The following is a 25,650-nucleotide window of genomic DNA, read 5'->3' as shown; positions in this document are numbered from 1 at the left end:
GCGCCCGCTCGGGAGGGCCGATTGTGGACACGGCTGGACAGGATCGGACACGGTTGGACGGCACCGGCTCAGCGCTGCACACCGCACCGCTCCCCTCAACGTGGTCGGAGCGCGGACGGATCCCGGCCGCGGCGGGCCAGCGGGAACGCCGCCGATTCCCTACGGTGGTCCCATCCCGACGGTTCTCCAGGGGAGGTCGGCATGGCGCCGTTGTCACGCGAGGTCGTCGAGCGGATCCTGCGCGCCGGCCGCGAGCAGGACGTCGAGACGTTCGTGGGCCTGATGGCCCCGGACGGATACCTCGAATGGCCGTTCCGGCCACCGGGCGTGCCCGGCCGGGTGCAGGGACGCGCGGCGATCCGCCGGCACCTGACCGAGACGGCCGGGTCGCTGGTCACGGTCGACGAGCATCGCGACATGGTGCTGCACGAGAGCACCGATCCCGAGGTGGTCGTCGTCGAGTACGAGGCCCACGGCACCGTGGTCGCGACCGGCGCGCCGTTCACGCAGACCGTGATCGCGGTCTTCCGGGTCCGGGAGGGCCGGATCGAGTCCTACCGTGACTACATCAACCCGCTGCCGCTGATGGCGGCGCTGGCCGGCGACCCGGACGGGCGCTGACACCGACGACAGGAGCACCCCCGTGGAGCAGGACGACCAGCGCCGGCACTCCTCGTCGTTCGGCGCGGCGGCGACCGCGTATGCCGAACACCGCCCGGACTACGCGCAGGCCGCGGTGCGGTGGGCGATCGAGCGTGCCCCCGGCCGGCGGGTGCTCGACCTCGGCGCCGGCACCGGCAAACTGACCGCCACCCTGCACGCGGTCGGCGCCGACGTCACCGCCGTCGAGCCGGACCCGGCGATGCTGGCCGAACTGCGCCGCGCGCTGCCAGGTGTGCCCGCGCTGTCCGGCAGCGCCGAGGCGATCCCGCTGCCGGACGCGTCCGTCGACGCCGTGCTGGCCGGCAACGCCATGCACTGGTTCGACATGGCGGTCGCCGGCCCCGAGATCGCCCGGGTCCTCGCCCCCGGCGGCGTCCTGGCCGGCCTGTGGAACGTCATGGACGACGAGGTCGACTGGGTCGCCGGCCTGGCCGAGGTCAGCGGCAGCGCGGCCATCGGCCCGCGCGACACCCCGGCCAGTTGGCGTGCCGAGACGGCGCGGATGCACCTGCCGAAAAACGGCGCGCCGGCCCACTTCGACGTGCCCGAGCAGGCCGCGTTCCGGCACGGGCAGCGCCGCACCGCCGACTCCCTGGCGGCGACGCTCGCCACCCGGGCGGGCCTGCTGGTGATGCCGGCGCCGCAGCGGCGGGCCACGCTCGACCGCATCGGCGCGTTCCTGGCCAGCCGGCCGGAGACCGCGCACGGCGAGTTCACGCTCCCGATGCTCACCTGCGTGCTGCGCGTTCGGCGACGGTGATGGCGCACGAGGGGCCCGCCCACGAATCCGGCATGACCGGCGCGGACGTCCGCGCCGCCGCCGCGGCGATGACCGCCGTGCTGCTGCCGGCCGCCGGCCGGGACTGGACGGTACGCGCGGGCGACCTGGACTGGTCCTGCTGGACCACGGCCGCGCACGTCGCGCACGACGTGGCCGGGTACGCCGGTCAGGTGGCCGGCCGCCCCACCGACGGTTACCTGCCGTTCGACCTGCGGGTCCACTCCGACGCGCCACCGGCGCTGGTGCTGACCGTGGCGACCGCCACCGCGGGGATGCTCGCCGCGCTGGTGGACGCCGCCGACCCGGACGACCGGGGCTGGCACTGGGGGCCCTGCGATCCGGGCGGCTTCGCCGCGATGGCGGTGGCGGAGATCCTGCTGCACACCCATGACGTGGCAGGCGGTCTCGACGTGCCCTGGTCGCCACCGGCCGGGCTGTGCGCCGCGGTGGTGCGACGGCTGTTCCCCGACGCGCCCGCCGGTGCGCCGGCGCCGGTGCTGCTCTGGCTGACCGGCCGGGCCCCGCTGGGCGACCGGCCGCGCCGGACGTCGTGGACGTGGCGGGCCGCGCTCGACTGAGGAGCGCCGGTTCAGCCCGCCGGATCGGCCGCTGCGGTGAACGCGGTGACGTGGTCGGCGGCCCACTGACGGAACGTACGCGCCGGCCTGCCGAGCAGGTCCGACACCGTGGTGGTGACGTACGCCGGCTGCCCCAGGGTGGCCCGCCACGCGGCCAGCAGCATGTCCACGGCGGGACGCGCGGCCTCCGGGGCCTGGCGACGGAACTCGTCGGGCGGCAGGTCCTCGAACGCGATCGGCCGGCCCAGCGCGGCGCCGATGAGGCCGACCTGTTCGGCCTGGCTGAGCGACTCGGGGCCGGTCAGGACGTAGTCGCCGCCGGCGTGCCCGTTCTCGGACAGGATCCGCGCGACGACCGCGGCGACGTCCCGGTCGTCGACGGGGGCGGTCTCGGCCGCGCCGTACGGCCACCGCACGACAGCGTCACGACGGATCGCCGGAGCCCACCAGTGCAGCGCGTTGGAGGCGAACATCCCCGGCCGGACGATCGTCGCGTCGAGACCGGTCGCCGCGATGAGCTGCTCGATGCGGGCGTGCAGCGTCGCCATCGGGTTCGGTTGTTGGAAGAACGGGTGCGGGGTGCGGTGCGGCGCGGACAGGTAGACGACCCGTCGCGGGTGGGCGGCCAGCCGGTCGACGACGGCGGGCGCGGTGTGCGGCGGGGCGGTCCAGACCAGGAAGACGGTGCGCACGGCGGTCAGGGCCGCGTCGAGCGATGCGGGCGCGGTGAGGTCACCGGTGACGACCTCGACGGTGGTGGGCAGGGTGGCCGCCGACTCGGGGCGGCGGACGAGGGCGCGGACCGGCACGCCCGCGTCGACCAGTTGATCGATGACGGCGCGCCCGATCCGGCCGGTCGCCCCGGTGACGAGCACCGCGTCGGTACGTTCCATGCCACCATCGAACCGTCACCGGGTTAAAAACGCAACCGGGTAACTCTTGTTACCCTGACGCGGTGAGTGAGCCGGGCGGGCTGCGGGCCCGCAAGAAGGCGCAGACCCGGGGCGCGATCGCCGATGCCGCGATCGCGCTGTTCCTGGCGCGCGGGTTCGAGCAGGTCTCGGTGTCCGACATCGCGGCGACGGCCGAGGTGTCGAAACCGACCCTGTTCCGCTACTTCGCGACCAAGGAGGACCTGATCCTGCACCGGTTCGCCGACCACAACGGCGAGGCCGCACGCGTGGTACGCGACCGCCGGCCCGACGTCGCGCCGATGACGGCGCTGCACCGGCACTTCCGGGCCGGCCTCGACCGCTTCGAGCCGGTGACCGGCCTCAACGATCATCCCCAGGTGGTGGCGTTCCACCGGCTGGTGTTCAGCACGCCGAGCCTGGCCGGACGGCTCATGCGGTACCTGCTCGACGACGAGCAGGCGCTGGCGGCGGCCCTCGGCCCGGGCATCGGGGCCCGACTGCTGGCCGCCCAGGTGATCGCCGTGCACCGCGTGTTGGCGCGCAACAACTGGCAGAAGATCGCCGACGGGCGGACGGCGCACGAGGTCCACCCGGAGGCGGTCGTCGACGCGGACCGCGCCTTCGCCCGACTGGGCCGGGCGGCGGGCGACTCCTGACGCGCTTCGCGGCGCGACCCGCGGCCGGGCTCAGCGACGCCACCAACGCCACCGGCGGCGGGCGCGGGCCACGGGCGGGGCGGGCGACGCCGGCTCGACCGGCGTCGCGGGCACGACACGCTGCTGCCGGTCGGCCCGCCACCGCCGTACCGCCTCGTCGACGTTGACCGGGCGGACCACCACCCGAGGGCCGGTCGGGGCACGCAGCCAGGCCACCACCTCAGCGTTGAGCGCCGCCACGTACGACCGGACCGCGTCCTCGGTGGGCAGGTCGCGCAGCTCGGCGGGAAGTTGTTCGACGCGCCGGCGCAGTTGCAGCGGGGTGGGCAGCATCAGGTCGGACGGGATCTGTTCCCGCTCCATGAAGCTGCGGATCCACCAGCCCTCGTCGTAGGGCTGGTCGCGGCCCGGGATCGGTTTGCCGGCCCCCGGCAGGTTGTCGAACTCGCCGCGTTCCTGCGCCGAGCGGATCTGCGCCTCGACCGCGGCCTCCCAGCCTGTCGTCACCGCCGTCACCTCCCGCTCCCACCGTATCCGCCGGTTTCCGACCATGGTCAGCGTCGCCGCACGCGGAAGTGTTCCCGGCGCGTAGTGTTCCGCCGACGAAAGGAGCGGCGACGTGCGTGACTGGCTGATCGGCCTCGGCGTGGCGACCGGATGCCTGGTCGCGAGCTGGGCTGTGCTGGTGCTGGCGGCGCGGCGGCTGCCCCCCGGCCTGTTGCGTGACCTGGCCGCGTTCGTGCCCGACTGTCTGACCACGGTGCGGCGGCTGCGCCGCGACCCGCGCGTGCCGCGCCGGGCCCGGATCGCGATCGTCGTCGCCGGGGTGTGGCTGGCCAGCCCGATCGACCTGATCCCGGAGTTCCTGCCGGTGATCGGTCCGCTGGACGACATCGTCGTGGTGGCGCTCGCGTTGCGCTACGCCGGGCGGCAGGTGCCCCGGCAGGTGCTGCTCGACGCGTGGCCGGGCGAGCCGCGCCTGTTGCTGCGCCTGCTCGGCCCGGCCGCGCGGTGACGGCTCAGGGCAGCCGACGTACGTGCCGGTGGCCGTCGCGGGGAAACGGCGGGCGGGCCGGCAGCACCTCGACGAAGGCGTACCCGCTCTTCTCCGCGACCCGGCAGGAGGCCGGGTTGTCGACCTGGTGCAGCAGTTCCAGGTGGGTCAGGCCGGCGGCGGCGAAGCGGGCGAACGCCCAGCCGGTGACCGCGTCGACGGCCCGCGGCGCGACGCCCCGGCCACGGGCCGGGGCCGCGGTCCAGTAGCCGACCTCGGCGGCCGGCCGCCCGGGCTGGACCTCCTTGAGCACCACGCAGGCCACCAGCCGCTGCCCCGACGGGGTGTCCTCCAGCACCGCGAAGCTGAACCGGCGCCCGGCGGCCCAGCCCTGCCGGGCCCGGCGCAGGAACGCCCGCGCCTCGGCGCGGGTGGTCACCGGAAGACGGGTCCAGGCGCGCAGCACCGGGTCCCGGTAGGCCTCCAGCAGCGCGTCGGCGTCGCCGTCGCGCCACGGGCGCAGCAGCAGGCCGGGCGCGGTCGGGGTGGCGGCGGCGGACAACACGACGGACATCGTCCGAGTGTCGCGCGTCACCGGGGGTGAACGCGAGGCCGGCACGCGGGTCAGCGCGGTGGTTCGCGCAGCACCGCCACGCCGCCGGGCCCGACGGTCACGTGGTCGTCGACCGGCTCGCCGGTGAGCAGCTCGTGCCCGGCCGCCGGCACCCGCTGCGGGCGGTCGGTGTGGTTGAGCAGGAACAGCCAGCTCTGGTCGCCGTCGCGGCGGCGGACCGCCTCGACGCCGGGCGGCGCCGGGCAGCTCGGGGTGACGCCGGCGAGCCGGGCCGCCTCGACGAGCAGCCGGCGGTACGTGTCGTCGTCGGGCCGGGTGGAGACGTACCAGGTGCGGGCCGCGCCGACCCGGTGCCGGGTGATCGCCGGGCGGCCGTCCAGCACCCCACCGATGTACGCGGTGACCTGCTCCGCCCCGGCCAGGTGCACGGTCTCCGACCAGATCCGGCCGTACCCGCCGCTGGTCAGCGGCACCCGTTCGTCGTCGGCGAGCGGGTGGAACTCCTCCACCCGCACGCCGAGCAGGTCGCGGTAGGCGCCCGGGTAGCCGCCGAGGCGGACGCGGGCGTGTTCGTCGGCGACGCCGCTGAGCCAGGTGACCAGCAGGTGCCCGCCGGCGTGGACGTGGCGGCGTACCCAGTCGACGGTGGCGTCGGCGGCCAGGTAGAGCGCGGGCAGCACGAGCAGCCGGTGGCCGTCGAGCGGGTCGCCGGGCGTCACCAGGTCGGCGGTGAGGCCGGCGTGCCACAGCACCCGGTGCGCGGCGGCCACCTCGCCCGGGTGGTCGAGGCCGTCGCGGGGCATCCCCGGGTGGCGCAGCGCCCAGCCGCTGGCGGCGTCGTGGGCGATCGCCACGCGCGCCTCCACCTGCCCCGTCGCGGCGCCGGCGAGCCGGCCGAGCGTGGCGCCGAGGTCGGTGGCCTCCCGGAACACCCGGGTGTCCGCGCCGGCGTGCGACACCACGGCGGAGTGGAACCGTTCGGCGCCGCCGGCCGGGGCGCGCCACTGGAAGAACATCGTCCCGGCCGAGCCGCGGGCGACGTGCGCCAGGCTGTGCCGGGTCATCCGGCCCGGTTCCTTGGTGTGCATCCGCCCGGTGACGTGGATCTGGTTGGGTGCGCTCTCCATCAGCAACCACGGCGCGGGGCGGCCGGCGCCGTGGCGGGCCCAGCCGCGGGCCAGGTCGGCGGTGAAGGCGGTCTGCTCCTCCGCGCCGCCGTCGATGCGGTCCGGGTAGTGGTCGACGGCCACCAGGTCCACCTCGCGCGCCCAGCGGGCGTGGTCGACCGGCACCCAGTCGCCGAGCACGTAGTTGGTGGTGACCGGCACCGCCGGGTTCGCCGCCCGCAGGACGTCCCGCTGCTCGGTGTACGCGGACAGCAGCGTGTCCGACCAGAAGCGGCGGAAGTCGAGCAGTTGGCCGGGGTTGGCCAGGTACTGGGTGGCGCGGGGCACGCCGACCTGCGCCCAGTCGGTGTAGTGCTGTCCCCAGAAGCTGGTCACCCACGCGTCGTTGAGCGCGTCGAGGTCGGCGTACCGGCCGGTGAGCCAGCGGCGGAACGCCGTCTCGGCGTGGTCGCAGTGGCAGGTGGCGCCGTACTCGTTGTGCACGTGCCACAGCGCCAGCGCCGGGTGCTGGGCGTACCGGGTGGCCAGCACCTCGGCGATGGTCCGGGCCGCGGCGCGGTAGGCGGGGGCGGCGGCGCAGTAGGTGTCCCGGCTGCCGTGGTGCAGGCGGACGCCGTCGGCGGTGACCGGCATCGCGTCCGGGTGGCGCGAGGTGAACCAGGGTGGCGGGGAGGCGGTGGGGGTGGCCAGGGCGGCCCGGATGCCGGCGGCGTGCAGCAGGTCCAGCACCTCGTCCAGCCAGTCGAGGGTGTACCGGCCGGGGGTGGGTTCCAGCCGGGACCAGGCGAATACGCCCACGGTGACCAGGTTGACTCCGGCCGTGCGCATCAGGGCGACGTCCTGCGACCACACCGCCGGTGGCCACTGCTCCGGGTTCCAGTCTCCGCCGTAGCTCAGCCGACCGTCGCTCCACAACGCTTTAGTTGTCACCCCCGTCAAAGTAGGAAGAGGTGAGGACGAAAGTCAATGCGACAGATCATTGACAGTTAGTTGTGGTTCCCAAGAAACTTGCGGGGCCGCCCGTGTCGCCGCGAGGAGACGCCCATGCCCTACCGCCCGCCCCTGGTCCCGTACGAGACGTTCGTGGCCGACCCACCCGACCTGCCGGTGCGCGCCCCGGGCGAGGAGGGCGCCGACGACGTGCTGCGGGCCGAGGTGACCGCGGTCGATGCGCACGGTGTCACGCTCACCGCCACCTGCTCCTCCGGCCGCACGCTCGTCGCGCGCGTCGAGGCCGCCGGGGACGGGATCATCCGGGTACGGCTCACCGACGACCTCTCGGTGCGCAGCCGCTCCGCCCGGGCGCTGACGCTGACCCGCCCCGTGCCGCACCCGGCCGAGGTCACCGTCGACGACGCGTACGCCCGGGTGGACGCCGGCGGCGTGCGCGCCGAGATCCGCCTCGACCCGTGGGGGCTGCGCTTCCTCGACGCCGGCGGCCGGCTGCTGGTGGCCGCCGACGGCGGCACCCGGGACATCAGCGGCCGGCGGCGCACGCTGCCGCTCGGACGCTCCACCCTCGACGGCGACCCGGTCGCCTGGCACGAGAGCTTCGTCGCGCCCGGCGACGAACGGTTCGTCGGCTTCGGCGAGAAGTTCACCCCGCTGGACAAGCGCGGCCAGCGCCCGTTGATGTGGAACTTCGACGCGTTCGGCGGCGAGTCCGACCGGTCGCACAAGAACGTGCCGTTCTACCTGTCCGACCGCGGCTACGGCGTGCTCGTCGACAGCGGCCTGCCGGTGCAGTTCGACGTCTGCGCCAGCACCCACAGCAGCGTGCAGTTCCTCGTCCCGGACGACCTGCTCGACTACTACGTGCTGGCCGGCCCGACACCGGCGGAGATCCTGGACCGGCTCGACGCGCTGACCGGCCGGCCGTACCTGCCGCCGCGCTGGGCGTTCGGGGCCTGGATCTCCTCCGGGTTCTTCCCCGACAGCGAGCAGCGGGTGCGCGAGCGGGCCCGGCTCATCCGCGAGCGGGACGTCCCGTGCGACGTGCTGCACCTGGACTGCTACTGGCAGGTCGCCGGCCGCTGGTCCGACCTGCGTTGGGACGAGCAGGCGTTCCCCGACCCCGCCGGCCTGCTCAAGGATCTCACCGAGGCCGGCTTCCGGGTGTGCCTGTGGATGAACCCCTACCTGATGACCGACAGTCCGCTGTACGCCGAGGCCGAGGCCGCCGGCTACTTCCTGCGCCGCCCCGACGGCGACACGTACGTCGCGGACACCTGGCACGGCAGCTACCCGGTGTGCGCCATCATGGACCTGACCAACCCGGCGGCGGTGCGCTGGTTCCAGGGCCTGCTGCGACCGCTGCTGGCCCAGGGCGTCGCGGTGTTCAAGACCGACTTCGCCGAGGGGGTGCCCGCCGACGCGGTGGCGCACAACGGGATGACCGGCGTCGAGTTGCACAACGTGTACGCGCTGCTGTTCAACGACGTGGTCGCCGACGTCACCGAGGAGGTCGCCGGGCACCGCACGGTGTGGGCGCGCTCGTCGTACCTGGGCGGGCAGCGGCACAGCGCGCAGTGGAGCGGCGACGTCAACGCCACCTGGCCCGGCATGGCCAGCACGCTGCGCGGCGGGCTGTCCCACGGGCTGTCCGGGGTGCCGTTCTGGAGCCACGACACCGGCGGCTTCCACGGCACGCCGGAGCCCGACCTGTACGTGCGCTGGACGCAGTTCGGCGCGCTGTCGCCGCTGGTCCGGCTGCACGGCACCACCAGCCGGCTGCCGTGGGACTTCCCGCCGGAGGCGGAACGGTACGCGGTGGCGGCGCTGCGGCTGCGCTACCGGCTGTTGCCGTACCTGTGGTCGGCGGCGGTGGACGCGGCCCGCACCGGCAGCCCGATGCTGCGGGCGTTGCTCGTCGACACCCCGGACGACCCGACCGCCTGGACCACCGACCTGCAGTACCGACTCGGCGTCGACCTGCTGGTGGCGCCGGTGCTCGACCCGGGCGGGGAACGCGCCGTCTACCTGCCCGCCGGCGACGACTGGCTGGACGCGTCGACCGGCCGGCACCACCCCGGCGGCCGGCACCTGCGGGTGCGGGCGCCGCTGGACCGGCTGCCGCTGTACGTGCGGCGCGGCGCGCTGGTCCCGACGGTGGCGCCCGCGCCCACCGTGGCCGAGGGGCCGTTCCGCGACGTCACGCTGGTGTCGTGGGGCGGGACCGACGGCGTGACGGTGGTCCGCGACGACGACGGCGACAGCACGGTCACCGCCGTCCGTGACGGCGACACGCTGCGGGTACGGGTGGACGGGCCGTTGGACGTGCGCCGCGTCAGCGTGGTCGGCGCGGACGCGCCGCGCCGGGTCGTGCTCGACGGCGAGCCGATCCCGGTGACCCCGTTCGCGCCGTGGTTCGGCGGCTGAGCCGCCCGGTGGGCACCGTGCCGATTTAGTTTAAGCTTTGGCCGAACCCGACGGACCGCGGCGCAGGAGGCGGACAGCACGTGATCAGCATCGACCGGTCGGTCCAGACGGCCGACCTCGGCGACGTGCGGGTCGCCAACCGGGCCGTGGTGCTGGGGCACGTGCGGCGGCACGCGCCCTGCTCCCGCGCCGACGTCGCCGCCCGCACCGGCCTCAACAAGGCGACCGTCTCCAGCCTGGTCAGCGAGCTGATCGAGCACGGGCTGCTGCGCGAGACCGGGCTGACCGAGAACCGGGTGGGCCGCCCGGCCACCATGCTCGTGCTCGACGGCGCCCGCCACGTCGGGCTCGGCCTGCAGATCGGCGCCGACGAACTGGTCGTGGTCGCCGCCGACCTGAGCGGCGAGCGGCTGCTCACCTGGCGACGCGCCTTCGCCGCCGCGCCCGCCGGCCCCGAGGAGACGGTACGCGCGCTCGCCGCGCTCACCCGACGGGCGGTCACCCGGGTCACCGGCGCCGGGCGCTCGGTGCTCGGCCTCACCGTGGGCGTGCCCGGCCTGGTGGACGCCGACGGCGCTGTCCCGCTGGCCCCCGCGTTGGGCTGGCGCGGCGTGCCGCTCGCCGCCGAGCTGCGCCGCGCGCTGCGCGACCCGGGTTTCCCGATCGGCGTGGACACCGACGCCAACCTCGCCGTCTCGGCGGAGCTGCGGCACGGCCCGTACGCCGGCACCGCCGACCTGATCCACCTCACCGGCGGCCTGACGGTCGGCGCCGGCCTGGTCAGCGGCGGCCGGCTGCTGCGCGGCGGCCGGGGCTTCGCCGGCGAGATCGGCCACCTGCCGGTCCTGACCGACGGGCCTCGCACACCCGGCGCGCCGGCGTGCCGGTGCGGGCGCCGGGGCTGCCTCGCGTCGCTGGCCGGCGTGGACGCCGTGGTGCGCCGCCTGCTGCCCGACGCCGCGCCGGACGCGCCGGTCACCGACTACCTGCCGGAGATCGACCGGATCCAGGCGCTCGCCCGCGCCGGCGACGAGCCGGTGCGCACCGGGCTCACCGAGATCGGCCGGCACCTCGGCTGCGCGGTGTCCGTCCTGGTCGACCTGCTCGACCCGGAGGTGGTCCTGGTGGGCGGCCACCTGGCGACGCTCGCGCCGTGGCTGCTGCCGGCCGCCCGCACCGAACTCGCCGCCCGCGCGCTCGCACCGCCGGCCGGGGTCCGGCTGGAGGCCAGCACGCTCGGTTCCGCCGTCAGCGCGTTGGGCGGCGCCACCGCCGCACTGGCCACCGTGGAGGCCGGGCAACTACCCGCCGTCTGACCCTTGACCGCACCGGCCCCGGATGCCAACCTCGGTAGCGCCGCTTCCGGACCGGGCAATCCGTGGGCGGCCTGTTTTCCGGCGGTTGTCGAAGCGCTTCACCGCAGCTCCGGGCCGACCCGCCGGCCGACCACCCCACCCCTTTTTTTGCGTGCGTGCCGCCGTCCTCACCACCCGGCAATCGAAGCGCTTCGATCACCGGGAGTGTGACCCGCACGCCCACCGGAGGCGCCCGCCATGACCGACCCCGTCCCCCACCGCGTCGACGACCTGCTCGCCCGCCTCACCGTCGCGGAGAAGCTCGGCCTGCTGCACCAGTGGCAGGCGCCCGTCCCCCGGCTCGGCCTGCCCGGGTTCCGCACCGGCACGGAGGCGTTGCACGGCGTCGCCTGGCTCGGCGAGGCCACCGTCTTCCCGCAGGCGCTCGGCCTGGCCGCGAGCTGGAACCCGGACCTGATCGCCGCCGTCGGCGCCGCCGTCGGCGACGAGGTCCGAGCCAAGCACCGCGCCGACCCGAACCGGGTCGGCCTCAACGTGTGGGCGCCGGTGGTCAACCCGCTGCGCGACCCACGGTGGGGACGCAACGAGGAAGGCTGGTCCGAGGACCCCTGGCTCACCGGCCGGCTCGCCACCGCCTACGCGTCCGGGCTGCGCGGCGCGCACCCCACCCGGCTACGGACCGCGCCGACGCTCAAGCACTTCCTCGGCTACAACAACGAGACCGACCGGGCGCTCACCTCCAACGACCTGCCGCCACGCGTGCTGCACGAGTACGAGCTGCCGGCCTTCCGCGCGCCACTGGCCGCCGGCGCGGCGGTCGCCGTGATGGCGTCGTACAACCTGGTCGACGGCGTGCCGGCGCACCTGAGCCCGCTCCTCGACGGCGAGCTGCGCGGCTGGGCCGACGACGAGGTGATGGTGGTCGGTGACGCCGGCGCGGTCGGGAACATCGCCGGCATGCAGAAGTACCTGCCCGACCACGTGGCCGGCTTCGCCGCCGCGCTGCGCGCCGGCGTGGACAGCTTCACCGAGGACGACGACGACCCCCGACCCACCGTGGACCGGCTCACCGAGGCGCTGGCGCGCGGGCTGGTCGCCGAGTCCGACGTGGACCGCGCGGTCCGGCGGATCCTGTCGGTCCGGCTGCGCCTGGGCGACCTGGACCCGCCCGGCCACGACCCGTACGGCGACGTGCCGGCCGACGTGGTGAACTGCCCGGCGCACCGGGAACTGGCCCGCGAGTCGGCCCGCCAGTCGGTCGTGCTGCTGTCCAACGACGGGCTGCTCCCGCTCGCGCCCGACCGGCGGGTCGCGGTGCTCGGCCCGCTCGCCGACACGGTGCTCACCGACTGGTACAGCGGCACCCTGCCGTACGCGGTCAGCGCGTTCGAGGGGCTGCTCGGGCGGCTGCCCGAGGTCACCACCCACCCGGGCGTCGACCGGATCACGCTGCGGCTCGGTGACCGGGCCGTCCGGTGCGTCGACGGCGGGCCGCTGACGCTCGCCGACGCGGCGCCCACCGAGTTCGACGTGGTCGACTGGGGGCAGGGCGTGGTGGCGCTGCGCGCGGCCCACCACGGCCGGTACGTCGGCGCGGACGACACCGGCGCGCTCGTCGACGACCGTCCCGGCCCCGGCGGCTGGGTGGTCCGCGAGACGTTCCGCCCACGGCACCGGCCCGACGGCGCCGTGCTGCTGCACCACCTCGCCACCGGCCGGGACGTCGGCGTCGACCCGGCCGGCCGGCTGAGCGTCGCGGTCGGCGAACCCGCCGCGTTCACCGTGGAGCTGCGCGTCGACGGCGCGGCCGAGGCCGCCGCGCTGGCCGCCGCCGCCGACGTGGCGGTGGTGGTGCTCGGCAACCACCCGATGGTCAACGGCCGCGAGACCGAGGACCGGGTCGACCTGGACCTGCCGACCGGCCAGCTCGACCTGCTGCGCGCCGTGCACGCCGCGAACCCGCGTACCGTGCTGGTGCTGACCAGCAGCTACCCGTACGCGGTGGGCTGGGCCCGGCAGCACCTGCCGGCGGTGCTGTGGAGCGCCCACGGCGGTCAGGAGCACGGCCACGGGCTGGCCGACGTGCTGCTCGGCGACGCCGACCCGGGCGGGCGGCTGACCCAGACCTGGTACGCCGACACCGCCGAACTGCCCGACCTGCTCGACTACGACGTGATCGGCGCCGACGCCACCTACCTCTACCACCGGGGCGAACCGCTGTACCCGTTCGGCCACGGGCTCAGCTACGCCGAGTTCGACTACGCTGACCTCCGGTTGAGCACCGCCACGGCGCACACCGACGAGGAGGTGCAGGTGAGCGTCGAGGTCACCAACACGGGCCGCCGCCCGGGCACCGAGGTGGTGCAGCTCTACACCCGGCAGCGACGCTCCCGGGTCAAACAGCCGCTGCGGCAGCTCCGCGACTTCGCCCGGGTCACCCTGGAGCCGGGGTGCGCGGCCCGGGTGACGCTGCGGCTGCGTACCGCCGAGCTGGCCTGGTGGGACGAGAACCGCGGGGCCATGGTGGTGGAGGACGCCACCCACTCGCTGCTGGTGGGCCGCTCGGCCCGGGACATCCGGCTGGTGGGCGCGCTCGCCGTGCACGGCGCGGACGGGGCGGCCACGTCGGCGGCGGAGCGTTGCGGGACGGCCCGGTGAGCGGCCGCGCCGCGGGCGAGCAGGTCACCATCGCCGACGTGGCCCGCCACGCCGGGGTGGCGGCGAGCACCGTGTCGTACGTGCTCAGCGGCAAGCGGACCATCTCGGCGGCCACCCGGGGGCGGGTGCTGGCCAGCGTCCGCGCGCTGGGCTACCACCCGAACGCCGGGGCGCGTGCCCTGGCCAGCCGCAAGGCCAACGTGATCGCGTTGGTGCTGCCGCTGCGTACCGGCATGCAGGTGCCGGTGGTGATGCGGTTCGCCACCGCGGTGGTCACCACCGCCCGCCGCCACGACCACGACGTGTTGCTGGTCACCGCCGACGAGGGGCCGGCCGGGCTGCACCGCATCGCCGGCAGCGCGCTCGTCGACGGCGTGCTGCTGATGGACGTGGAGCTGGAGGACTCCCGGGTGCCGTTGCTGCGGGAGCTGGCGTTGCCCGGCGTGCTGATCGGGCACCCGGCCGACAGCACCGGCCTGGCCTGCGTGGACCTGGACTTCCGGCGGGCCGGGGAGCTGTGCGTGGAGCACCTGGCCGCCGCAGGGCACCGGCGGATCGCGCTGCTCGGCGCCCCGGCCGCCGTCTACGACCGGGGCACCGGCTTCGCCCACCGGACCCGGGCCGGCGTGACGGCCGCGGCCGGGCGGCTCGGCGTCGACGCGGTGACCCGGCCCTGTGAGGAGGGCCCGGCGGCGGTGCGCCGGGACCTGGCGGCGTTGCTCGCCGACCACCCCGACGTCACCGGCCTGGTGGTGCAGAACGAGTCGGCGGTCGGGCCGGTGCTGGCCGCGCTGCCGACGCTGGGCCGGCGGGTGCCGCAGGACGTCGCGGTGGTCGCGATCTGCCCCGACGAGCTGGCCGAGCCGGCCGGGTTGACCTGCGTGCCGGTGCCGGCCGAGGAGGTGGGCCGGCAGGCGGTGACGCTGCTGATGCGGCGGCTGGGTGACGAGCCGGTGCCGGAGGTGACGCTGCTGGAACCGACGCTGACCGTGCGCGACACCAGCCCCTGAGCCCGCCCCTGGTCAGCCGCCCTCCAGCAGGAGCAGCAACGGCGGGCCGGGGTTCACCACCGTGGACACGTTGGCCGCCACGACCACCAGCGCGGCCACGGCCAGCACGGCCAGCAGCAGGCTGAGCCACCGGCGTGGCCGCCACGACCGCACCGCGAGGCCGGTCAGGGCGGCGGCCAGCAGGCCGACCAGCGTGCCCTTCACCACGTGCCAGCGCACGTACTCGTCGAGCATCACGCCCAGCGCGGGCGACACCGGGCCGTGGTCGAGCTGGTCGCGGACCTGGGCCAGCACGACCAGCCGGGTGTCGGCGGGGCCGGCCGCCAGATGCGGCAGGAGCGTGCCGAACGGCGACACGGCCCCCTGGACGTCGGCGATCAGCAGCACCGCCGCGGCGAGCGCGAGCGCCCCGAGCGGCAGCCGGAACCGTCGGGCCCGGTAGGCCAGCGCCACCAGCACCGCGAGCAGCGGCACCGCGATCAGCACCCGGATCAGGTGGTACCGGAACTGGTGGTCGACGGCGTGCCGGAGCTCGGGCGGGAAGTCCGTGCCGCCCGCGGACCAGTAGGCGAGCAGGGCGCGCGGGACGTCGTCGAGCCGGTCGGGGCCCAGCGCGAGCGGGGCGAGGAAGAACGCGGCGGCCAGGACGACGGCCATGGCGCGGAGCCCGACGTCGCGACGCCGGGCGGCGGGGGTGGGCAAGGGAACTCCTAGTCGGATCGGCTGCGCAGGTAGGCGAGCACGGCGAGGACCCGCCGGTTGGTGTCGTCGTTGAGCGGCAGGTTCAGCTTGGTGAGGAGGTTGCCGATGTGCTTGGCGACACCGGCCTCGGTCAGGGACAGGATCCGGGCGGTGGCCGCGTTCGAGTGCCCCTGCGCGATCAGGCTGAGGACCTCGCGTTCGCGGGCCGTGAGCTGTCTGAGCGGGTCGCGGCGGCGTTGCATCAGTTGCCGGACGACCTCGGGGTCGATCACGGTGGCGCCGTCGGCCACCCGGCGCAGGTGCCCGGCGAACTCGGCCACGTCGCCGATGCGGTCCTTGAGCAGGTAGCCGATGGACCGGCCGGAACCCGAGGCGAGCAGTTCCCCGGCGTAGCTGTGCTGCACGTACTGGCTGAGGGCGACCACCGGGAGCCGGGGGTCCTCGGCGCGCAGCGAGACGGCGGCCCGTAACCCCTCGTCGGTGTGGTTCGGCGGCATCCGGACGTCGGTGACGACGAGGTCCGGGCGGTGCGCGTGGACGGCGGCCAGCAGCGCGGGGGCGTCCCCGACCGCGGCGGCGACCTCGATGCCGAACCGGGGCAGCATCGCGCTCAGCCCCTCCCGCAGCAGCACCGAGTCCTCCGCGATCACGACGCGCACGGCAGCTCCACCCGCAGGACCGTCGGGCCGCCGGGCGGGCTCGACATCAGCAGCCGGCCGCCGGCCGCGGCGGCCCGGTCGGCGAGCCCGGTCAGCCCGGACCCGCGTCCGGGGTCGGCGCCGCCGCCGCCCTCGTCGCGGACCTCGACCACCAGCCGCCCGGCCGCGCGCCGGACGGTGACGGTGACCTCGCTGGCGGCGGCGTGCTTCACCGCGTTGGCCAGGGCCTCGGAGATCGCCGCGTACGCGACCGCCTCCACCTCCGCCGGCAGGCGGGCCGGGGCGACGTCGACGCGTACCTCCAGGGAACTCGCCGCGGCCAGTTCCTCCACCGCGGCGCGCAGGCCCCACTCCCGCAGGGTACGCGGGCTGATGCCGCGGATCAGGTTGCGCAGCTCGGCCATCAGGGTCTTGGCCTGCTCGTGCGCGGCGGCCATCGCGGCGGCGGCCGGCGAGGACGGCGGCAGATCGAGCCGGGCCATCCCGATCTGCATGGTCAGGGCGACCAGGCGCTGTTGGGCGATGTCGTGCAGGTCCCGCTCGATGCGCAGCCGTTCGGCGTCGAACGCGTGCACCAACCGGGTCCGGGACCGGGCCACCTCGACGAGTTCCTCGGACCGCTCCGGATACAGCAGCATCCGGGCCAGCGCGGCGTGCGCGCCGCCGAACAGCGTGGTCAGGTAGAGCAGGGCGGGGATCAGCAGCAGGCCGCCGCCGGCGCGCGCGACGATGCCGGGCAGCGAGTCGGCGACCGAGATCCGGTGTGCCACCGACACCGGCGTCGACACGACGAGCAGTCCGACGATTCCGAGCACGCCGAGCCAGAGCGGTCCGACGACGCCGAGCAGGACCATGTAGGCCACGGCCCGCCAGGTGGCCGGGTCGGTGTAGAGCGCGCCGCGGCGTCCGGGCGGCGGTGGGGTGTCCCCGGCGAGCCGCAGCCGCCACCGCTCGGCCCGGGCCATGCAGAGCGCCACCTGCGGCCCCAGCAGCGCGAGCAGGCCCACCCCGATCAGCCCGAGGCAGGCCGCCACGATCAGGTAGCCGCTGGTCCGCCCGGCGCGCAGGAGCACGGCGGCCGAGATCAGCGGTGTCAGCGGCACCGCCAGCACGAGCCACAGCACGCCGGCGGCGAGCGCCGTGGTGGCCGAGTAGGCGAACCCACGCCACGGCCAGGCCGAGACCAGGAACCGTCGCCCGGTCACCGCCCTGAGCAGCGTGTCTGTCATGTGACCAGGCTAGGGGGCGGTCGTCCGCCGCCGACAGCGCGCTGGGGCGACCCTCGGGGTAGACCTGGCACTACCGGCGGCGGTCCCGGGGCGTGCCGCTCAGAGGCTGTCCGGGCGGCACAGCGCCGGGTGCCGGTCGCCGGGCGCCGCGTACCAGGGCGCGGCGTCGTCGGTCAGCGCGGTGCCGATCCGCAGCCGGGCCCAGTCGTTCAGGTCGGGCAGCGCGTCGGGGGCGAACCAGTCCACCGCGAGGGACTCGTCGCCGTCGGCGGTGGGTGTCCCGCCGACGGCCCGGCAACGGAACCAGACGTTGAGGTACTCGCAGACGTCGCCGTTGGGGTAGCGCACGGGGTGGGTGGCCACGCCGGCCAGCCGCACGATCGTCACCTCGACGCCGGTCTCCTCGCGGACCTCGCGCACCAGCGCGTCGGCGGGCTGCTCGCCCGGGTCGACGGTGCCGGCGGGCACCGACCAGCGGCCGTTGTCGCCGCGTCGGGCCAGCAGCACGCGTCCCGCGTCGTCGGTCACCACGGCGCTGATCCCGTAGAGCATGAGCAGGTCGTGGCCGACGTGCTTGCGCAGCCGGGCGATGTACGGCGACACGGGCATGGTGGGCAGGCTACCGGCCGCCGTGCCGGTGCCGGCGGACCATGCCGGCGGCCAGCGCCGCGTCGTCCAGGTCACCGGCGGCGACGCGGCCGGCGACGGTACGCCGCACCAGCCGGTCGGCCAGGCCCGGCGCGTGCCGGGCCACCGCCAGTTCCAGCCGGCCGCGTCGGGTGGTGGCCACGTCGCGGGGCGCGCGGCGGGCGGCGGCGGCGCGCAGGATCGCCGCGACCACGCCCTCGACCGGCTCCGGCCGGGACACGCCGCGCAGCGACAGGCCGGCCGCGGCGGTGCTGTCGTGGATCGGGGAGTCGACCATGCTGGGGTACACGACGGTGACCCCGACGTGGGTGCCGACCTCGTGGCGCAACGCGTCGGCGTACGCGACGAGCGCGCGTTTGCTCACCCCGTACGCCGCCGCGAGGGGCAACGGCAGCACGGCCATCCGGCTGGCCACGAAGATCACCCGACCGTGGGCGGCCTCCAGGGCGGGCAGCGCCGCGGCGGTGGTCCGCCACGCGGCGAGCAGGTTCACCTCGATCTGCCGGCGTACCACCTCGCCGGGGGGCAGTTCGGCGGGGGCGGGCCCGCCGACGCCGGCGTTGTTGATCAGCAGGTCGAGCCCGCCGAGCCGGGTGACGGCGTCGGCCACCGCGCCGGGGGTGGCCGCCGGGTCGGTCAGGTCGACGCCGAGCACCGGTGGGGTGGCGTCGACGTCGGCGTGCAGGTCCAGCCCGACCACGTGCGCGCCGGCGGCGGTTAGCGCGGCGCCGAGGTGGCGACCGAACGTGCCGCGGGCGCCGGTGACCAGGACCCGCCGGCCGGTCAGCGCGTTCACCGGGCCGCTCCGGCCCGGCGCCGTCCGGCGGCCAGTTCCCGGCGCAGCTCGACCAGGTAGGCGTCGAAGTCGACGCGCATGTGCGGCCGGCGGTGTCCCCACCGGTCGGTCGCGGCGCGCAGTTCGGCGCGGCAGGCGGCGGCCTGCCGCGCCCGCTCCGGTGGCGTCCAGGTGCCGGCCAGGCGGGCGGCGACCAACCGGGCCTGCGCCTCCAGCAGCGGAAACGCCGCGCCGGTGGACTGCATGAGCCCGACGAACGCCAGCCCGGGGGCGTCGAGGTGGAACACGTGCCGGTACAGCGGCAGCCGGTCGGCGCCGTCGCCGAGCAGGTCGGCGTCGAGGAACGGCACCACCACCCGGTAGCCGGTGCACCACACCACCAGGTCGACGGCGTCGACGCGGCCGTCGGTGAACTCGACGCGGTCGCCGGCGAAGCGGGCGATGCCGGGCCGGGCGTGGATGTCGCCGTGGGTGAGCCGGGACAGCAGCGCGTCGGAGAGCGTCGGGTGGTCCTGGAGGAAGCCGTGTGTCGGGGCGGGCAGTCCGTAGCGGGTGGGCGGGCCGACGACGGTGGTGAGCATGCGCTGGCTGACCCGTTGCCGCAGCCGCCAGGGCAGCCGGCGGGCCAGCGCCCCGTTGAGCGTGTCGGCGGGGCGGCCGAGCAGGTACTTGGGCACCACCCAGACGCCGCGGCGCAGCGACAGCAGCGTGCGGGTGGCGGCGTACGAGGCGTCGACGGCGATGTCCATGGCCGAGTTGCCGCCGCCGACCACGAGGACCCGCCGGCCGGTGAGCTGTTCCGGCCCGCGGTAGTCGTGGCTGTGCAGTTGGTCGGCGGCGCACTCGCCGGGATAGGGATCGGGTCGGCGCGGCGCCCGGTTGTGCCCGTTGGCCACCACCACGGCCTCGACGTCGACCTGCACCGGGCCGTCCGGGCCGGTGGCGTGCACCCGCCAGCCGTCGCCGGCGCGGGTGACCCGGTCGACGGTGTGTCGCAGCCGCACCGCCGGGCGCAGCCCGAACCGGTCGGCGTAGTCGCCGAGGTAGCCGGCGACGCGGGTGTGGTCGGGGTAGTCGGGCCAGTCCGCCGGCATCGGGTGGTCGGCGAACTCGGTACGCGCCTTGCTGGTGTTCAGGTGCAGCGTCCGGTACGCCGGTGAGCCGGGCGCGCCATAGATCCAGAGGCCACCGACGGTGTCGGCGGCCTCGAACGCGACCGCCGGCACGCCGGCGTCGGCCAGTGCCTTGAGCGTGGCCAGTCCGGCCGCGCCGGCGCCGACGACCGCCACCCTGGGTGCTGCCATGCCCGCCTCCATTAATCCAACGACTGCTGGATAATCCCCGGCGGCGCGGCCCCGGTCAAGGGGTGGCCGGCGGATAGAGCCCGTCGAGGAGGCGGTGCACGAACGCGCGGAACTCCCGCCGCTCCCGCGCCTCGGAGCCGGCGCCCGCGGCCAACGCCACCACGTGCCCGTGCACCGCCCAGACCAGGCTGCGCACCGTCACGTGCGGGGCCGGCTCGACCAGCGCCCCGGCCGCCGACGCGGCGACGAGCAACTGCTCGACCTGCGCGTACAGCGGGGCGGCGTAGCGCCGGTCCAGCTCGCTGTGCCGCCGCGGCTCCAACCAGCGACGCAACCACAACGCGGTGGTCTCCGGCCGGTCCTCCAGGAAGTCGACGAACACGTCGACCATGTCGTGCAGCGCGCGTACCGCGTCGGCGGGCCCGGCGGCCAGCGCGGCGCGGGCGCGGTCCCCGGCCGCCTCCACCGCCTCCCGTTCGGCGCTGAACACCCGCGCGAAACAGGCGTCGTAGAGCTGCGCCTTGGTGCCGGTGTGGTGGGCGACGGTGGCCACGTCGACACCGGCCGCGGCGGCCACGTCGCGCATGCTGACCGCGTCGAAGCCCCGCTCGGCGAACAGCGCGGTGGCGGCGGCGAGCACCAGCTCGCGGGTCGGTCGCTGGTCGTCGCGACGGGGCCGGCCCGGCCGGCGACGGGGCATGGTCATCCGGCCATTGTTCCCCCTACAATCCAGCATCCGTTGGATTGGGGTGGGCGTGCCCCGGGGCAGGAGGCGGCGATGACCGGGGTGGACCCGCGGCGCGACACCGGCGCGCTGCCCCGCGGCCCGCTTGTCGGGTTCGCCGCCGGCTCGCTGGGCATGGGCGTGTGGATCACCGTGCCGGGGCTGCTGCTGCTGTACTTCCTCACCGACGTCCTCGCGGTCGCGCCGTGGCTGGCCGGGCTGACGCTGCTGCTGCCGAAGGTCGCCGACGTGCTGCTGCACCCGTGGATCGGGCACCGCTGCGACGTCGAGCAGGCCCGCCGCGGCCACCGCCGGCGGCTGCTGCTGGCCGGCTGCGCGTTGCCGGCGGCGTTCGCCGCCCTGTTCGCGGCGCCCGGCGGCCTCACCGGCGGGCCCGCCGCGGCCTGGGTGGCGGTCTGCTTCGTGGCCGGCAACCTGCTGTTCGCCGCCTACCAGGTGCCCTACCTGGCCACCCCGGCGGACCTGCGGATCGGCTACCACGAGCGGACCCGGCTGATGGCGTTCCGGATGGTGGTGCTCACGCTCGGCATCCTGGTCTCCGGGCTGGTGGCGCCGCTGCTGGCCGGCGGCGACGACGCCACCCGCGCCGGCTACCTGCGGATGGCCGGGGTCCTGGCGGCCGGGATGCTCGCCGCGATGCTCATCGGGGTGGCGGGCATCGGCCGGCTGCGCCGCGCGGCGGGCGACCCGGCGCCGCGGCACGCCACCGGCGGCTGGCGGGCGCTGACGGCGAGCCTGCGTGACCGGCAGTTCCGCCGGCTGGCCGGCGCGTACCTGGCCATGTCGACCACCACCCATCTGGTGCTGGCCGGGGTGCCCTACTACGCGCGGTACGAGCTGGGCCGCGCCGGGCTGACCACGGTGCTGGTGGCGGCGTTCGTCGCGCCGGCGCTGCTGGTCACGCCGGCCTGGTCGGCGCTGGCCCGGCGGGTCGGCAAGCAGCGTGCCCTGCTGGCCGCGCAGGTCGCGTTCGCGGCCGGGTCGCTGGTACTGGCTCTCGGCCGGGCCGCCGGCCTGCCGGTGCTCGTCGCCGCCGTGGCGGTGCTCGGGGTGGCGTTCGCCGGCATGCAGCTGCTGCCGTTCTCGATGCTGCCCGACGTGATCCGCGCCGCCGGCGCGCCACGCGCCGGCACCTACACCGGCGTGTGGACCGCCACCGAGGCCACCGGCGCGGCGCTCGGCCCGTACGCGTACGCGTTGTGCCTGGCCGCCGGCGGGTTCGTCGCGTCGAGCGCCGGCGAGACCGTCACCCAGTCGGCGGGCGCCCTCGCGGCGCTGCGGTACGGCTTCGGGCTGCTGCCCGCCGCCGTGATGGTGGTGGCGGTGCTGCTGCAACGCCGGTACACGCTCGACGGCGCGGCCCGCGCCGACGTCGGCCACTAGACTTCGCCCCCGATGGACGCCACCTCGCCTGCGCCGGACGCCGAACCCGCCACCGAGACCCGCCCCTGCGCCCACTGCGCCCGGGAGGTGCCGCAGCGTGTCGGCGCGGGCCGCCCGTTCCGCTACTGCCGGGACAACGACGGCGCCTGCCAGCGGGCCGCCCGCAACTCGCGGATGCGACACCGCAACGCCCCGGGCCTGCCCGGGCAGGTGGCCCGCACCTGGGAGGCGGTGGACCGGCTCGACCAGATCGTGGAGACGCTCACCGACGCGCTGCACGCCGAGCTGTCCCCCGCCGGCGTGGAACGGCAGCTCGCCGAGCTGCGCGCCGAAACGTCGGCGCAGGTCGCCGCCGCGCACGCGGAACGCGACGACGCCCGCCGCGACGCCGAGGACGCCGCCGCGTCGGCCACCCGCGACCGGCAGGACGCGCGGGCCGCGCGCACCGACCGCGACGCGGCCCGGCAGCGCGCCGACGCCGCCGAGGCGGCGACCCGCGCGGCCGTCGAGCGGGCCGACGCCGCCGAGACCGCCCGCGACGCCGCCCGCGCCGAGGCCGGCGCCGCGCAGGCGCTGCGGGTGCAGGCCGAACGGGACCGCGACGCCGCCCGCGCCGAGCTGCGGACCGTGCGCGCCGAACGCGACGCCGAACGGCAGCGGGCCGCCGAACTGACCGCCGACCGGGACACCGCCCGCGCCGACGCCGAACGCGCCACCCACGCCGCGGCCGAGGCGCTGGAGCGGGCGCAGCGGGCCCGCGCCGACGCGGACACGGCCCGCGCCGACGCCCAGGCCGCCCGGGCGCAGGCCACCGAGGACCGCCGGGCGGCAAGGGCCGCCGCCGAACGCGCCGACGCGCAGGCCACCGACGCGCAGCGGGCCCGCGCCGACCGGGAACGGGCCGACACCGCCCGCGCCGAGGCGGTGGCGGCAGCCGACGCGGCGCGCGCCGAGGCGACGGCGCTGCGGGCCGAACGGGAGGCGCTCGCCGCCGAGCTGGCCGAGGCCCGGCGGGCGGTGGACGTCGCGCAGGCGCGGGCCGCCGAGACGGCGGCGCGGCTGGCCGCGGCGGACACCGACCGCGACGCCGCCGAACGGCGCGCCGGGCAGCTCGCCGACCAGGTCAGCGACCTGGCCGGGGCGCTCGCGCGGCTCGGACGTCCCGCCTGACCGGACGCCGGCCGGGCCGTTCGCCAGGCTCGGCGAGCCGGTTGACCGGCCACGCAGCGGGACGGGGCAGCGCGGCACCGGTCGGCCGGGCGAGGATCACGGCATGGGAAAGACGCATGACCGCATCGACGGCCGGTTGCGGGAGTTCATCGAGGCGCAGCCGATGTTCTTCGTCGCGACCGCCCCGTTGTCCGGCGACGGCACCGTCAACCTGTCCCCCAAGGGACTGCGCGGCTGCCTGGCGGTGCTCGACGCGCACACGGTGGCCTATCTGGACTTCGCCGGCAGCAACGCCGAGACCATCGCGCACCTGCGGGAGAACGGCCGGGTCACGTTGATGTGGTGCGCGTTCGCCGGCCCGCCGAACATCGTGCGGGTGCACGGGCGCGGCGAGCCGGTGTTCCGCGACGACCCGCGCTGGCCCGGCCTGCTGCGGCACTTTCCCGACATCGACCCGGGCCCGCACGGCCTGCGGGCGGTGATCGTGGTGCGCGCCGAGCTGATCCGCGACACCTGCGGCTACGCGGTGCCGCTGATGAGCTACGACACCGACCGGGACCTGCACGGGCGGCGGTTCGCCCGGGAGGACGACGCGTCGCTGTCGGCGTACTTCGCCGGCAAGGACCACGTCGCGACCAGCATCGACGGGCTGCCCGGCCTGCCGCTGCCGTTGCCGCCCACCCCGGCGGCGTGAGCCCGTCCGGCGACTCGCGGTCACCGGTCAGTGGATGCCTGCCATCAGCTCGCGGATCTGCCGGGTGAACATCACCGCGGCCACCCCCAGCAGCACCGACGCCAGCCCGAACGTCAGGAAGTACGCCGACTGCGACCAGTTCTGCGCCAGCCGGGCGACCTGACCGCCGATCGCGTCGCCGACGGCGGTGGCGAGGAACCACAGGCCCAGCATCTGGCTGGCGTACTTCACCGGGGCCAGTTTCGTGGTGGCCGACAGGCCCACCGGGCTCAGCGACAACTCGCCGGCGACCTGGATCGCGTACACCGCGACCAGCCACCACGGGGAGACCAGGTCGCCGCCGACGGCGGCCTGCGCGGCGGCGGCCATCAGCACGAACGACAGACCGTTGAGGACCAGGCCGACGGCGAACTTCGTCGGTGTCGACACCCGGTGGCCCAGGCGCAGCCACAGCCAGGCGGCCAGCGGCGCGCCGATGATGATCAGGATCGGGTTGACCGACTGGAGCCAGGACGCCGGGAACGTGAACCCGGCCACGTTCCGGTCGGTGCGCTCGGCGGCGAAGATGTTCAGCACCGAGCCGGCCTGGTCGTAGATCAGCCAGAACGCGGCGGCGAACACGAACAGCCACACGTACGCCTTCATCCGGCGGCGTTCGGTGCCGCTGATCTCCCGGTCGGTGAGGATCCGCGCGAAGTAGCCGACGGTCACCAGCACGGTCACCGCGGTGAGCAGGTTGACCACCGTGTTCACGGTGAACCAGCCGGTCAGCAGCAACCCCAGCAGGACCACCAGCAGCACGACGGTGACCGCGCCGGCGCGGGTCAGCGCCCGCCGCCGGTCGGCGCCGAGCAGCGGGTCGGCGGGCCGGGCGCCGGCGTCGCCCAGGTTGCGGCGGCCGAGCACGTACTGCGCCACGCCGAAGGTCATGCCGACCGCGGCGGCCCCGAACCCCAGATGCCAGTTGATCTTCTCGCCGAGGAAGCCGGTGACCAGCGGCGCGATGAACGCGCCCAGGTTGATGCCCATGTAGAAGATCGAGAAGCCGGCGTCGCGGCGCGGCGAGTCCCGCTCGTACAGGTCGCCGACCATGGTGGAGATGTTGGGTTTGAGCAGGCCCGTGCCGAGCACGATCAACGCCATGCCGGCGAACACGCTCCACCCGGTGGGCACCGCCATCACGTAGTGGCCGGCGGCGATCACCACCCCGCCCCACAGCACGCTGCGCCGCGCCCCGAGCAGCCGGTCGGCGACCCAGCCGCCGGGCAGCGCCATCAGGTAGACCATCGCGTTGTACGTGCCGTACACGGCGTTGGCGGTGGACTCGCCGACGCCGAGACCGCCGTCGGCGACCGTCGCGGTCAGGTACAGCACCAGGATGGCCCGCATGCCGTAGAAGCTGAACCGCTCCCACATCTCGGTGAGGAAGAGGGTGGACAGCGCCCGCGGGTGACCGAAGAAGGTCCGACCCGCGGGCGGTCGGGCCCCGACCGGCGCGTCACTGCTCATCGTCACCTCCGGCACGCATGGTGGGTAACATCCCCGGTGCGGGGCGAAACACTCCAGCCGATTCGGGCGGCTGCCCCGGCCGGTTACCCTTGACGCTCCCGACCCGCGTACGGCCCCGGCCGGCGCGGGTGGGGAATGGGCGGGCGGTGACCGGCCGTTACA

At 75.8% G+C, this 25,650-nt stretch carries 24 protein-coding genes; 12 read left to right on the top strand and 12 right to left on the bottom strand.

What is annotated here, in order from left to right:
- The first annotated feature begins 201 nt into the window (after window positions 1-201).
- From ACIA6B_RS02085 to ACIA6B_RS02075, 3 genes are read left to right on the top strand one after another with little or no spacing between them, the layout of a single operon-like run.
- Window positions 202-621, top strand: a complete 420-nt coding sequence (locus ACIA6B_RS02085; protein ID WP_396770037.1) for a nuclear transport factor 2 family protein — start codon at window positions 202-204, stop codon at window positions 619-621.
- 22 nt (window positions 622-643) lie between these two features.
- Entirely contained in the window at window positions 644-1,423 is a 780-nt protein-coding gene (locus tag ACIA6B_RS02080; RefSeq protein ID WP_396770035.1) for a class I SAM-dependent methyltransferase, read from the top strand.
- Between the two features lie 32 nt (window positions 1,424-1,455).
- A complete protein-coding gene (locus ACIA6B_RS02075; protein WP_396770033.1) occupies window positions 1,456-2,022 on the top strand; it encodes a hypothetical protein in 567 nt (188 codons plus the stop codon).
- An 11-nt stretch (window positions 2,023-2,033) separates the two neighbouring features.
- Here ACIA6B_RS02075 and ACIA6B_RS02070 read toward each other — a convergent pair whose 3' ends face one another.
- A complete protein-coding gene (locus tag ACIA6B_RS02070) occupies window positions 2,034-2,915 on the bottom strand; it encodes an NAD(P)H-binding protein (RefSeq protein ID WP_396770031.1) in 882 nt (293 codons plus the stop codon).
- Window positions 2,916-2,977: 62 nt separating this feature from the next.
- On the opposite strand from ACIA6B_RS02070, the gene ACIA6B_RS02065 reads away from it, so the two are divergent.
- Window positions 2,978-3,592 (top strand): TetR/AcrR family transcriptional regulator, encoded by a 615-nt coding sequence (locus ACIA6B_RS02065; protein WP_396770029.1) that lies wholly within the window; start codon window positions 2,978-2,980, stop codon window positions 3,590-3,592.
- A 30-nt stretch (window positions 3,593-3,622) separates the two neighbouring features.
- Here the strand turns inward: ACIA6B_RS02065 and ACIA6B_RS02060 are convergent, their stop codons facing one another.
- The gene (locus ACIA6B_RS02060; RefSeq protein WP_396770027.1) at window positions 3,623-4,099 is read right to left on the bottom strand and encodes a DUF1992 domain-containing protein; all 477 of its coding nucleotides are present in this window, start codon (window positions 4,097-4,099) and stop codon (window positions 3,623-3,625) included.
- 112 nt (window positions 4,100-4,211) lie between these two features.
- On the opposite strand from ACIA6B_RS02060, the gene ACIA6B_RS02055 reads away from it, so the two are divergent.
- Window positions 4,212-4,607, top strand: a complete 396-nt coding sequence (locus tag ACIA6B_RS02055; protein ID WP_357301856.1) for a DUF1232 domain-containing protein — start codon at window positions 4,212-4,214, stop codon at window positions 4,605-4,607.
- A gap of 4 nt (window positions 4,608-4,611) precedes the next feature.
- On the opposite strand, the gene ACIA6B_RS02050 is transcribed toward ACIA6B_RS02055, so the two are convergent.
- Both ACIA6B_RS02050 and ACIA6B_RS02045 read right to left on the bottom strand, forming a co-directional pair.
- Window positions 4,612-5,160, bottom strand: a complete 549-nt coding sequence (locus ACIA6B_RS02050; protein ID WP_396770026.1) for a GNAT family N-acetyltransferase — start codon at window positions 5,158-5,160, stop codon at window positions 4,612-4,614.
- A 50-nt stretch (window positions 5,161-5,210) separates the two neighbouring features.
- Window positions 5,211-7,217 (bottom strand): beta-galactosidase, encoded by a 2,007-nt coding sequence (locus tag ACIA6B_RS02045; protein WP_396770024.1) that lies wholly within the window; start codon window positions 7,215-7,217, stop codon window positions 5,211-5,213.
- 114 nt (window positions 7,218-7,331) lie between these two features.
- On the opposite strand from ACIA6B_RS02045, the gene ACIA6B_RS02040 reads away from it, so the two are divergent.
- The 4 genes from ACIA6B_RS02040 (at window position 7,332) to ACIA6B_RS02025 (ending at window position 14,649) form a co-directional block, all read left to right on the top strand.
- Entirely contained in the window at window positions 7,332-9,665 is a 2,334-nt protein-coding gene (locus ACIA6B_RS02040) for a TIM-barrel domain-containing protein (protein ID WP_396770020.1), read from the top strand.
- A gap of 80 nt (window positions 9,666-9,745) precedes the next feature.
- Window positions 9,746-10,981 carry an ROK family protein gene (locus ACIA6B_RS02035; protein ID WP_396770018.1) on the top strand — a complete coding sequence of 412 codons (1,236 nt, stop codon included), beginning with the start codon at window positions 9,746-9,748 and terminating at the stop codon, window positions 10,979-10,981.
- Window positions 10,982-11,218: 237 nt separating this feature from the next.
- Complete coding sequence (locus ACIA6B_RS02030; protein WP_396770016.1) at window positions 11,219-13,639, top strand: beta-glucosidase; 2,421 nt, start codon at window positions 11,219-11,221, stop codon at window positions 13,637-13,639.
- Entirely contained in the window at window positions 13,636-14,649 is a 1,014-nt protein-coding gene (locus tag ACIA6B_RS02025) for a LacI family DNA-binding transcriptional regulator (protein ID WP_396770014.1), read from the top strand. Before ACIA6B_RS02030 ends, ACIA6B_RS02025 begins: the two co-directional genes overlap by 4 nt.
- Before the next feature lie 12 nt (window positions 14,650-14,661).
- Here ACIA6B_RS02025 and ACIA6B_RS02020 read toward each other — a convergent pair whose 3' ends face one another.
- The 7 genes from ACIA6B_RS02020 to ACIA6B_RS01990 form a co-directional block, all read right to left on the bottom strand.
- On the bottom strand, window positions 14,662-15,351 hold the full coding sequence (locus ACIA6B_RS02020) for a hypothetical protein (RefSeq protein WP_396770012.1): 690 nt from the start codon (window positions 15,349-15,351) through the stop codon (window positions 14,662-14,664).
- An 8-nt stretch (window positions 15,352-15,359) separates the two neighbouring features.
- Window positions 15,360-15,956: a LuxR C-terminal-related transcriptional regulator gene (locus ACIA6B_RS02015; RefSeq protein ID WP_396770217.1), complete on the bottom strand. Its 597-nt coding sequence runs from the start codon at window positions 15,954-15,956 to the stop codon at window positions 15,360-15,362.
- Window positions 15,957-15,997: 41 nt separating this feature from the next.
- Window positions 15,998-17,239, bottom strand: a complete 1,242-nt coding sequence (locus ACIA6B_RS02010; protein WP_396770010.1) for a histidine kinase — start codon at window positions 17,237-17,239, stop codon at window positions 15,998-16,000.
- Between the two features lie 99 nt (window positions 17,240-17,338).
- Entirely contained in the window at window positions 17,339-17,848 is a 510-nt protein-coding gene (locus tag ACIA6B_RS02005) for an NUDIX hydrolase (RefSeq protein WP_396770008.1), read from the bottom strand.
- Between the two features lie 10 nt (window positions 17,849-17,858).
- Window positions 17,859-18,683, bottom strand: a complete 825-nt coding sequence (locus ACIA6B_RS02000; RefSeq protein WP_396770006.1) for an SDR family NAD(P)-dependent oxidoreductase — start codon at window positions 18,681-18,683, stop codon at window positions 17,859-17,861.
- Entirely contained in the window at window positions 18,680-19,987 is a 1,308-nt protein-coding gene (locus ACIA6B_RS01995) for a flavin-containing monooxygenase (protein WP_396770004.1), read from the bottom strand. Before ACIA6B_RS01995 ends, ACIA6B_RS02000 begins: the two co-directional genes overlap by 4 nt.
- A 55-nt stretch (window positions 19,988-20,042) precedes the next feature.
- On the bottom strand, window positions 20,043-20,693 hold the full coding sequence (locus ACIA6B_RS01990; protein ID WP_396770002.1) for a TetR/AcrR family transcriptional regulator: 651 nt from the start codon (window positions 20,691-20,693) through the stop codon (window positions 20,043-20,045).
- Between the two features lie 72 nt (window positions 20,694-20,765).
- Between ACIA6B_RS01990 and ACIA6B_RS01985 the strand changes: the two genes are divergently transcribed.
- The 3 genes from ACIA6B_RS01985 to ACIA6B_RS01975 all read left to right on the top strand — a co-directional run bounded on the left by ACIA6B_RS01985 (window position 20,766) and on the right by ACIA6B_RS01975 (window position 23,979).
- Window positions 20,766-22,115 (top strand): MFS transporter, encoded by a 1,350-nt coding sequence (locus tag ACIA6B_RS01985; RefSeq protein WP_396770000.1) that lies wholly within the window; start codon window positions 20,766-20,768, stop codon window positions 22,113-22,115.
- 12 nt (window positions 22,116-22,127) lie between these two features.
- Complete coding sequence (locus tag ACIA6B_RS01980; RefSeq protein WP_396769998.1) at window positions 22,128-23,285, top strand: hypothetical protein; 1,158 nt, start codon at window positions 22,128-22,130, stop codon at window positions 23,283-23,285.
- A 103-nt stretch (window positions 23,286-23,388) separates the two neighbouring features.
- Entirely contained in the window at window positions 23,389-23,979 is a 591-nt protein-coding gene (locus tag ACIA6B_RS01975; RefSeq protein ID WP_396769996.1) for a pyridoxamine 5'-phosphate oxidase family protein, read from the top strand.
- 27 nt (window positions 23,980-24,006) lie between these two features.
- Here the strand turns inward: ACIA6B_RS01975 and ACIA6B_RS01970 are convergent, their stop codons facing one another.
- Window positions 24,007-25,488: a peptide MFS transporter gene (locus ACIA6B_RS01970; RefSeq protein WP_396769994.1), complete on the bottom strand. Its 1,482-nt coding sequence runs from the start codon at window positions 25,486-25,488 to the stop codon at window positions 24,007-24,009.
- Window positions 25,489-25,650 lie beyond the last annotated feature (162 nt).

Source organism: Micromonospora sp. NPDC051141, from assembly GCF_044455765.1.
In the GTDB taxonomy this organism is placed as follows: domain Bacteria; phylum Actinomycetota; class Actinomycetes; order Mycobacteriales; family Micromonosporaceae; genus Micromonospora.
The sequence above is the reverse complement of the archived record's forward strand: the minus strand, read 5'-3'. Positions and strand labels throughout refer to the sequence as shown.

Coding starts and splice junctions, on each gene's coding strand:
- ACIA6B_RS01975 (WP_396769996.1), top strand. CDS start 23,389: ATGGGAAAGACGCATGACCGCATCGACGGCCGGTTGCGGGAGTTCATC.
- ACIA6B_RS01985 (WP_396770000.1), top strand. CDS start 20,766: ATGACCGGGGTGGACCCGCGGCGCGACACCGGCGCGCTGCCCCGCGGC.
- ACIA6B_RS02005 (WP_396770008.1), bottom strand. CDS start 17,848: ATGCCCGTGTCGCCGTACATCGCCCGGCTGCGCAAGCACGTCGGCCAC.
- ACIA6B_RS02050 (WP_396770026.1), bottom strand. CDS start 5,160: ATGTCCGTCGTGTTGTCCGCCGCCGCCACCCCGACCGCGCCCGGCCTG.
- ACIA6B_RS02075 (WP_396770033.1), top strand. CDS start 1,456: ATGACCGGCGCGGACGTCCGCGCCGCCGCCGCGGCGATGACCGCCGTG.
- ACIA6B_RS01990 (WP_396770002.1), bottom strand. CDS start 20,693: ATGACCATGCCCCGTCGCCGGCCGGGCCGGCCCCGTCGCGACGACCAG.
- ACIA6B_RS02070 (WP_396770031.1), bottom strand. CDS start 2,915: ATGGAACGTACCGACGCGGTGCTCGTCACCGGGGCGACCGGCCGGATC.
- ACIA6B_RS02040 (WP_396770020.1), top strand. CDS start 7,332: ATGCCCTACCGCCCGCCCCTGGTCCCGTACGAGACGTTCGTGGCCGAC.
- ACIA6B_RS02010 (WP_396770010.1), bottom strand. CDS start 17,239: ATGACAGACACGCTGCTCAGGGCGGTGACCGGGCGACGGTTCCTGGTC.
- ACIA6B_RS02030 (WP_396770016.1), top strand. CDS start 11,219: ATGACCGACCCCGTCCCCCACCGCGTCGACGACCTGCTCGCCCGCCTC.
- ACIA6B_RS01980 (WP_396769998.1), top strand. CDS start 22,128: ATGGACGCCACCTCGCCTGCGCCGGACGCCGAACCCGCCACCGAGACC.
- ACIA6B_RS02085 (WP_396770037.1), top strand. CDS start 202: ATGGCGCCGTTGTCACGCGAGGTCGTCGAGCGGATCCTGCGCGCCGGC.
- ACIA6B_RS01970 (WP_396769994.1), bottom strand. CDS start 25,488: ATGAGCAGTGACGCGCCGGTCGGGGCCCGACCGCCCGCGGGTCGGACC.
- ACIA6B_RS01995 (WP_396770004.1), bottom strand. CDS start 19,987: ATGGCAGCACCCAGGGTGGCGGTCGTCGGCGCCGGCGCGGCCGGACTG.
- ACIA6B_RS02015 (WP_396770217.1), bottom strand. CDS start 15,956: ATGCTGCCCCGGTTCGGCATCGAGGTCGCCGCCGCGGTCGGGGACGCC.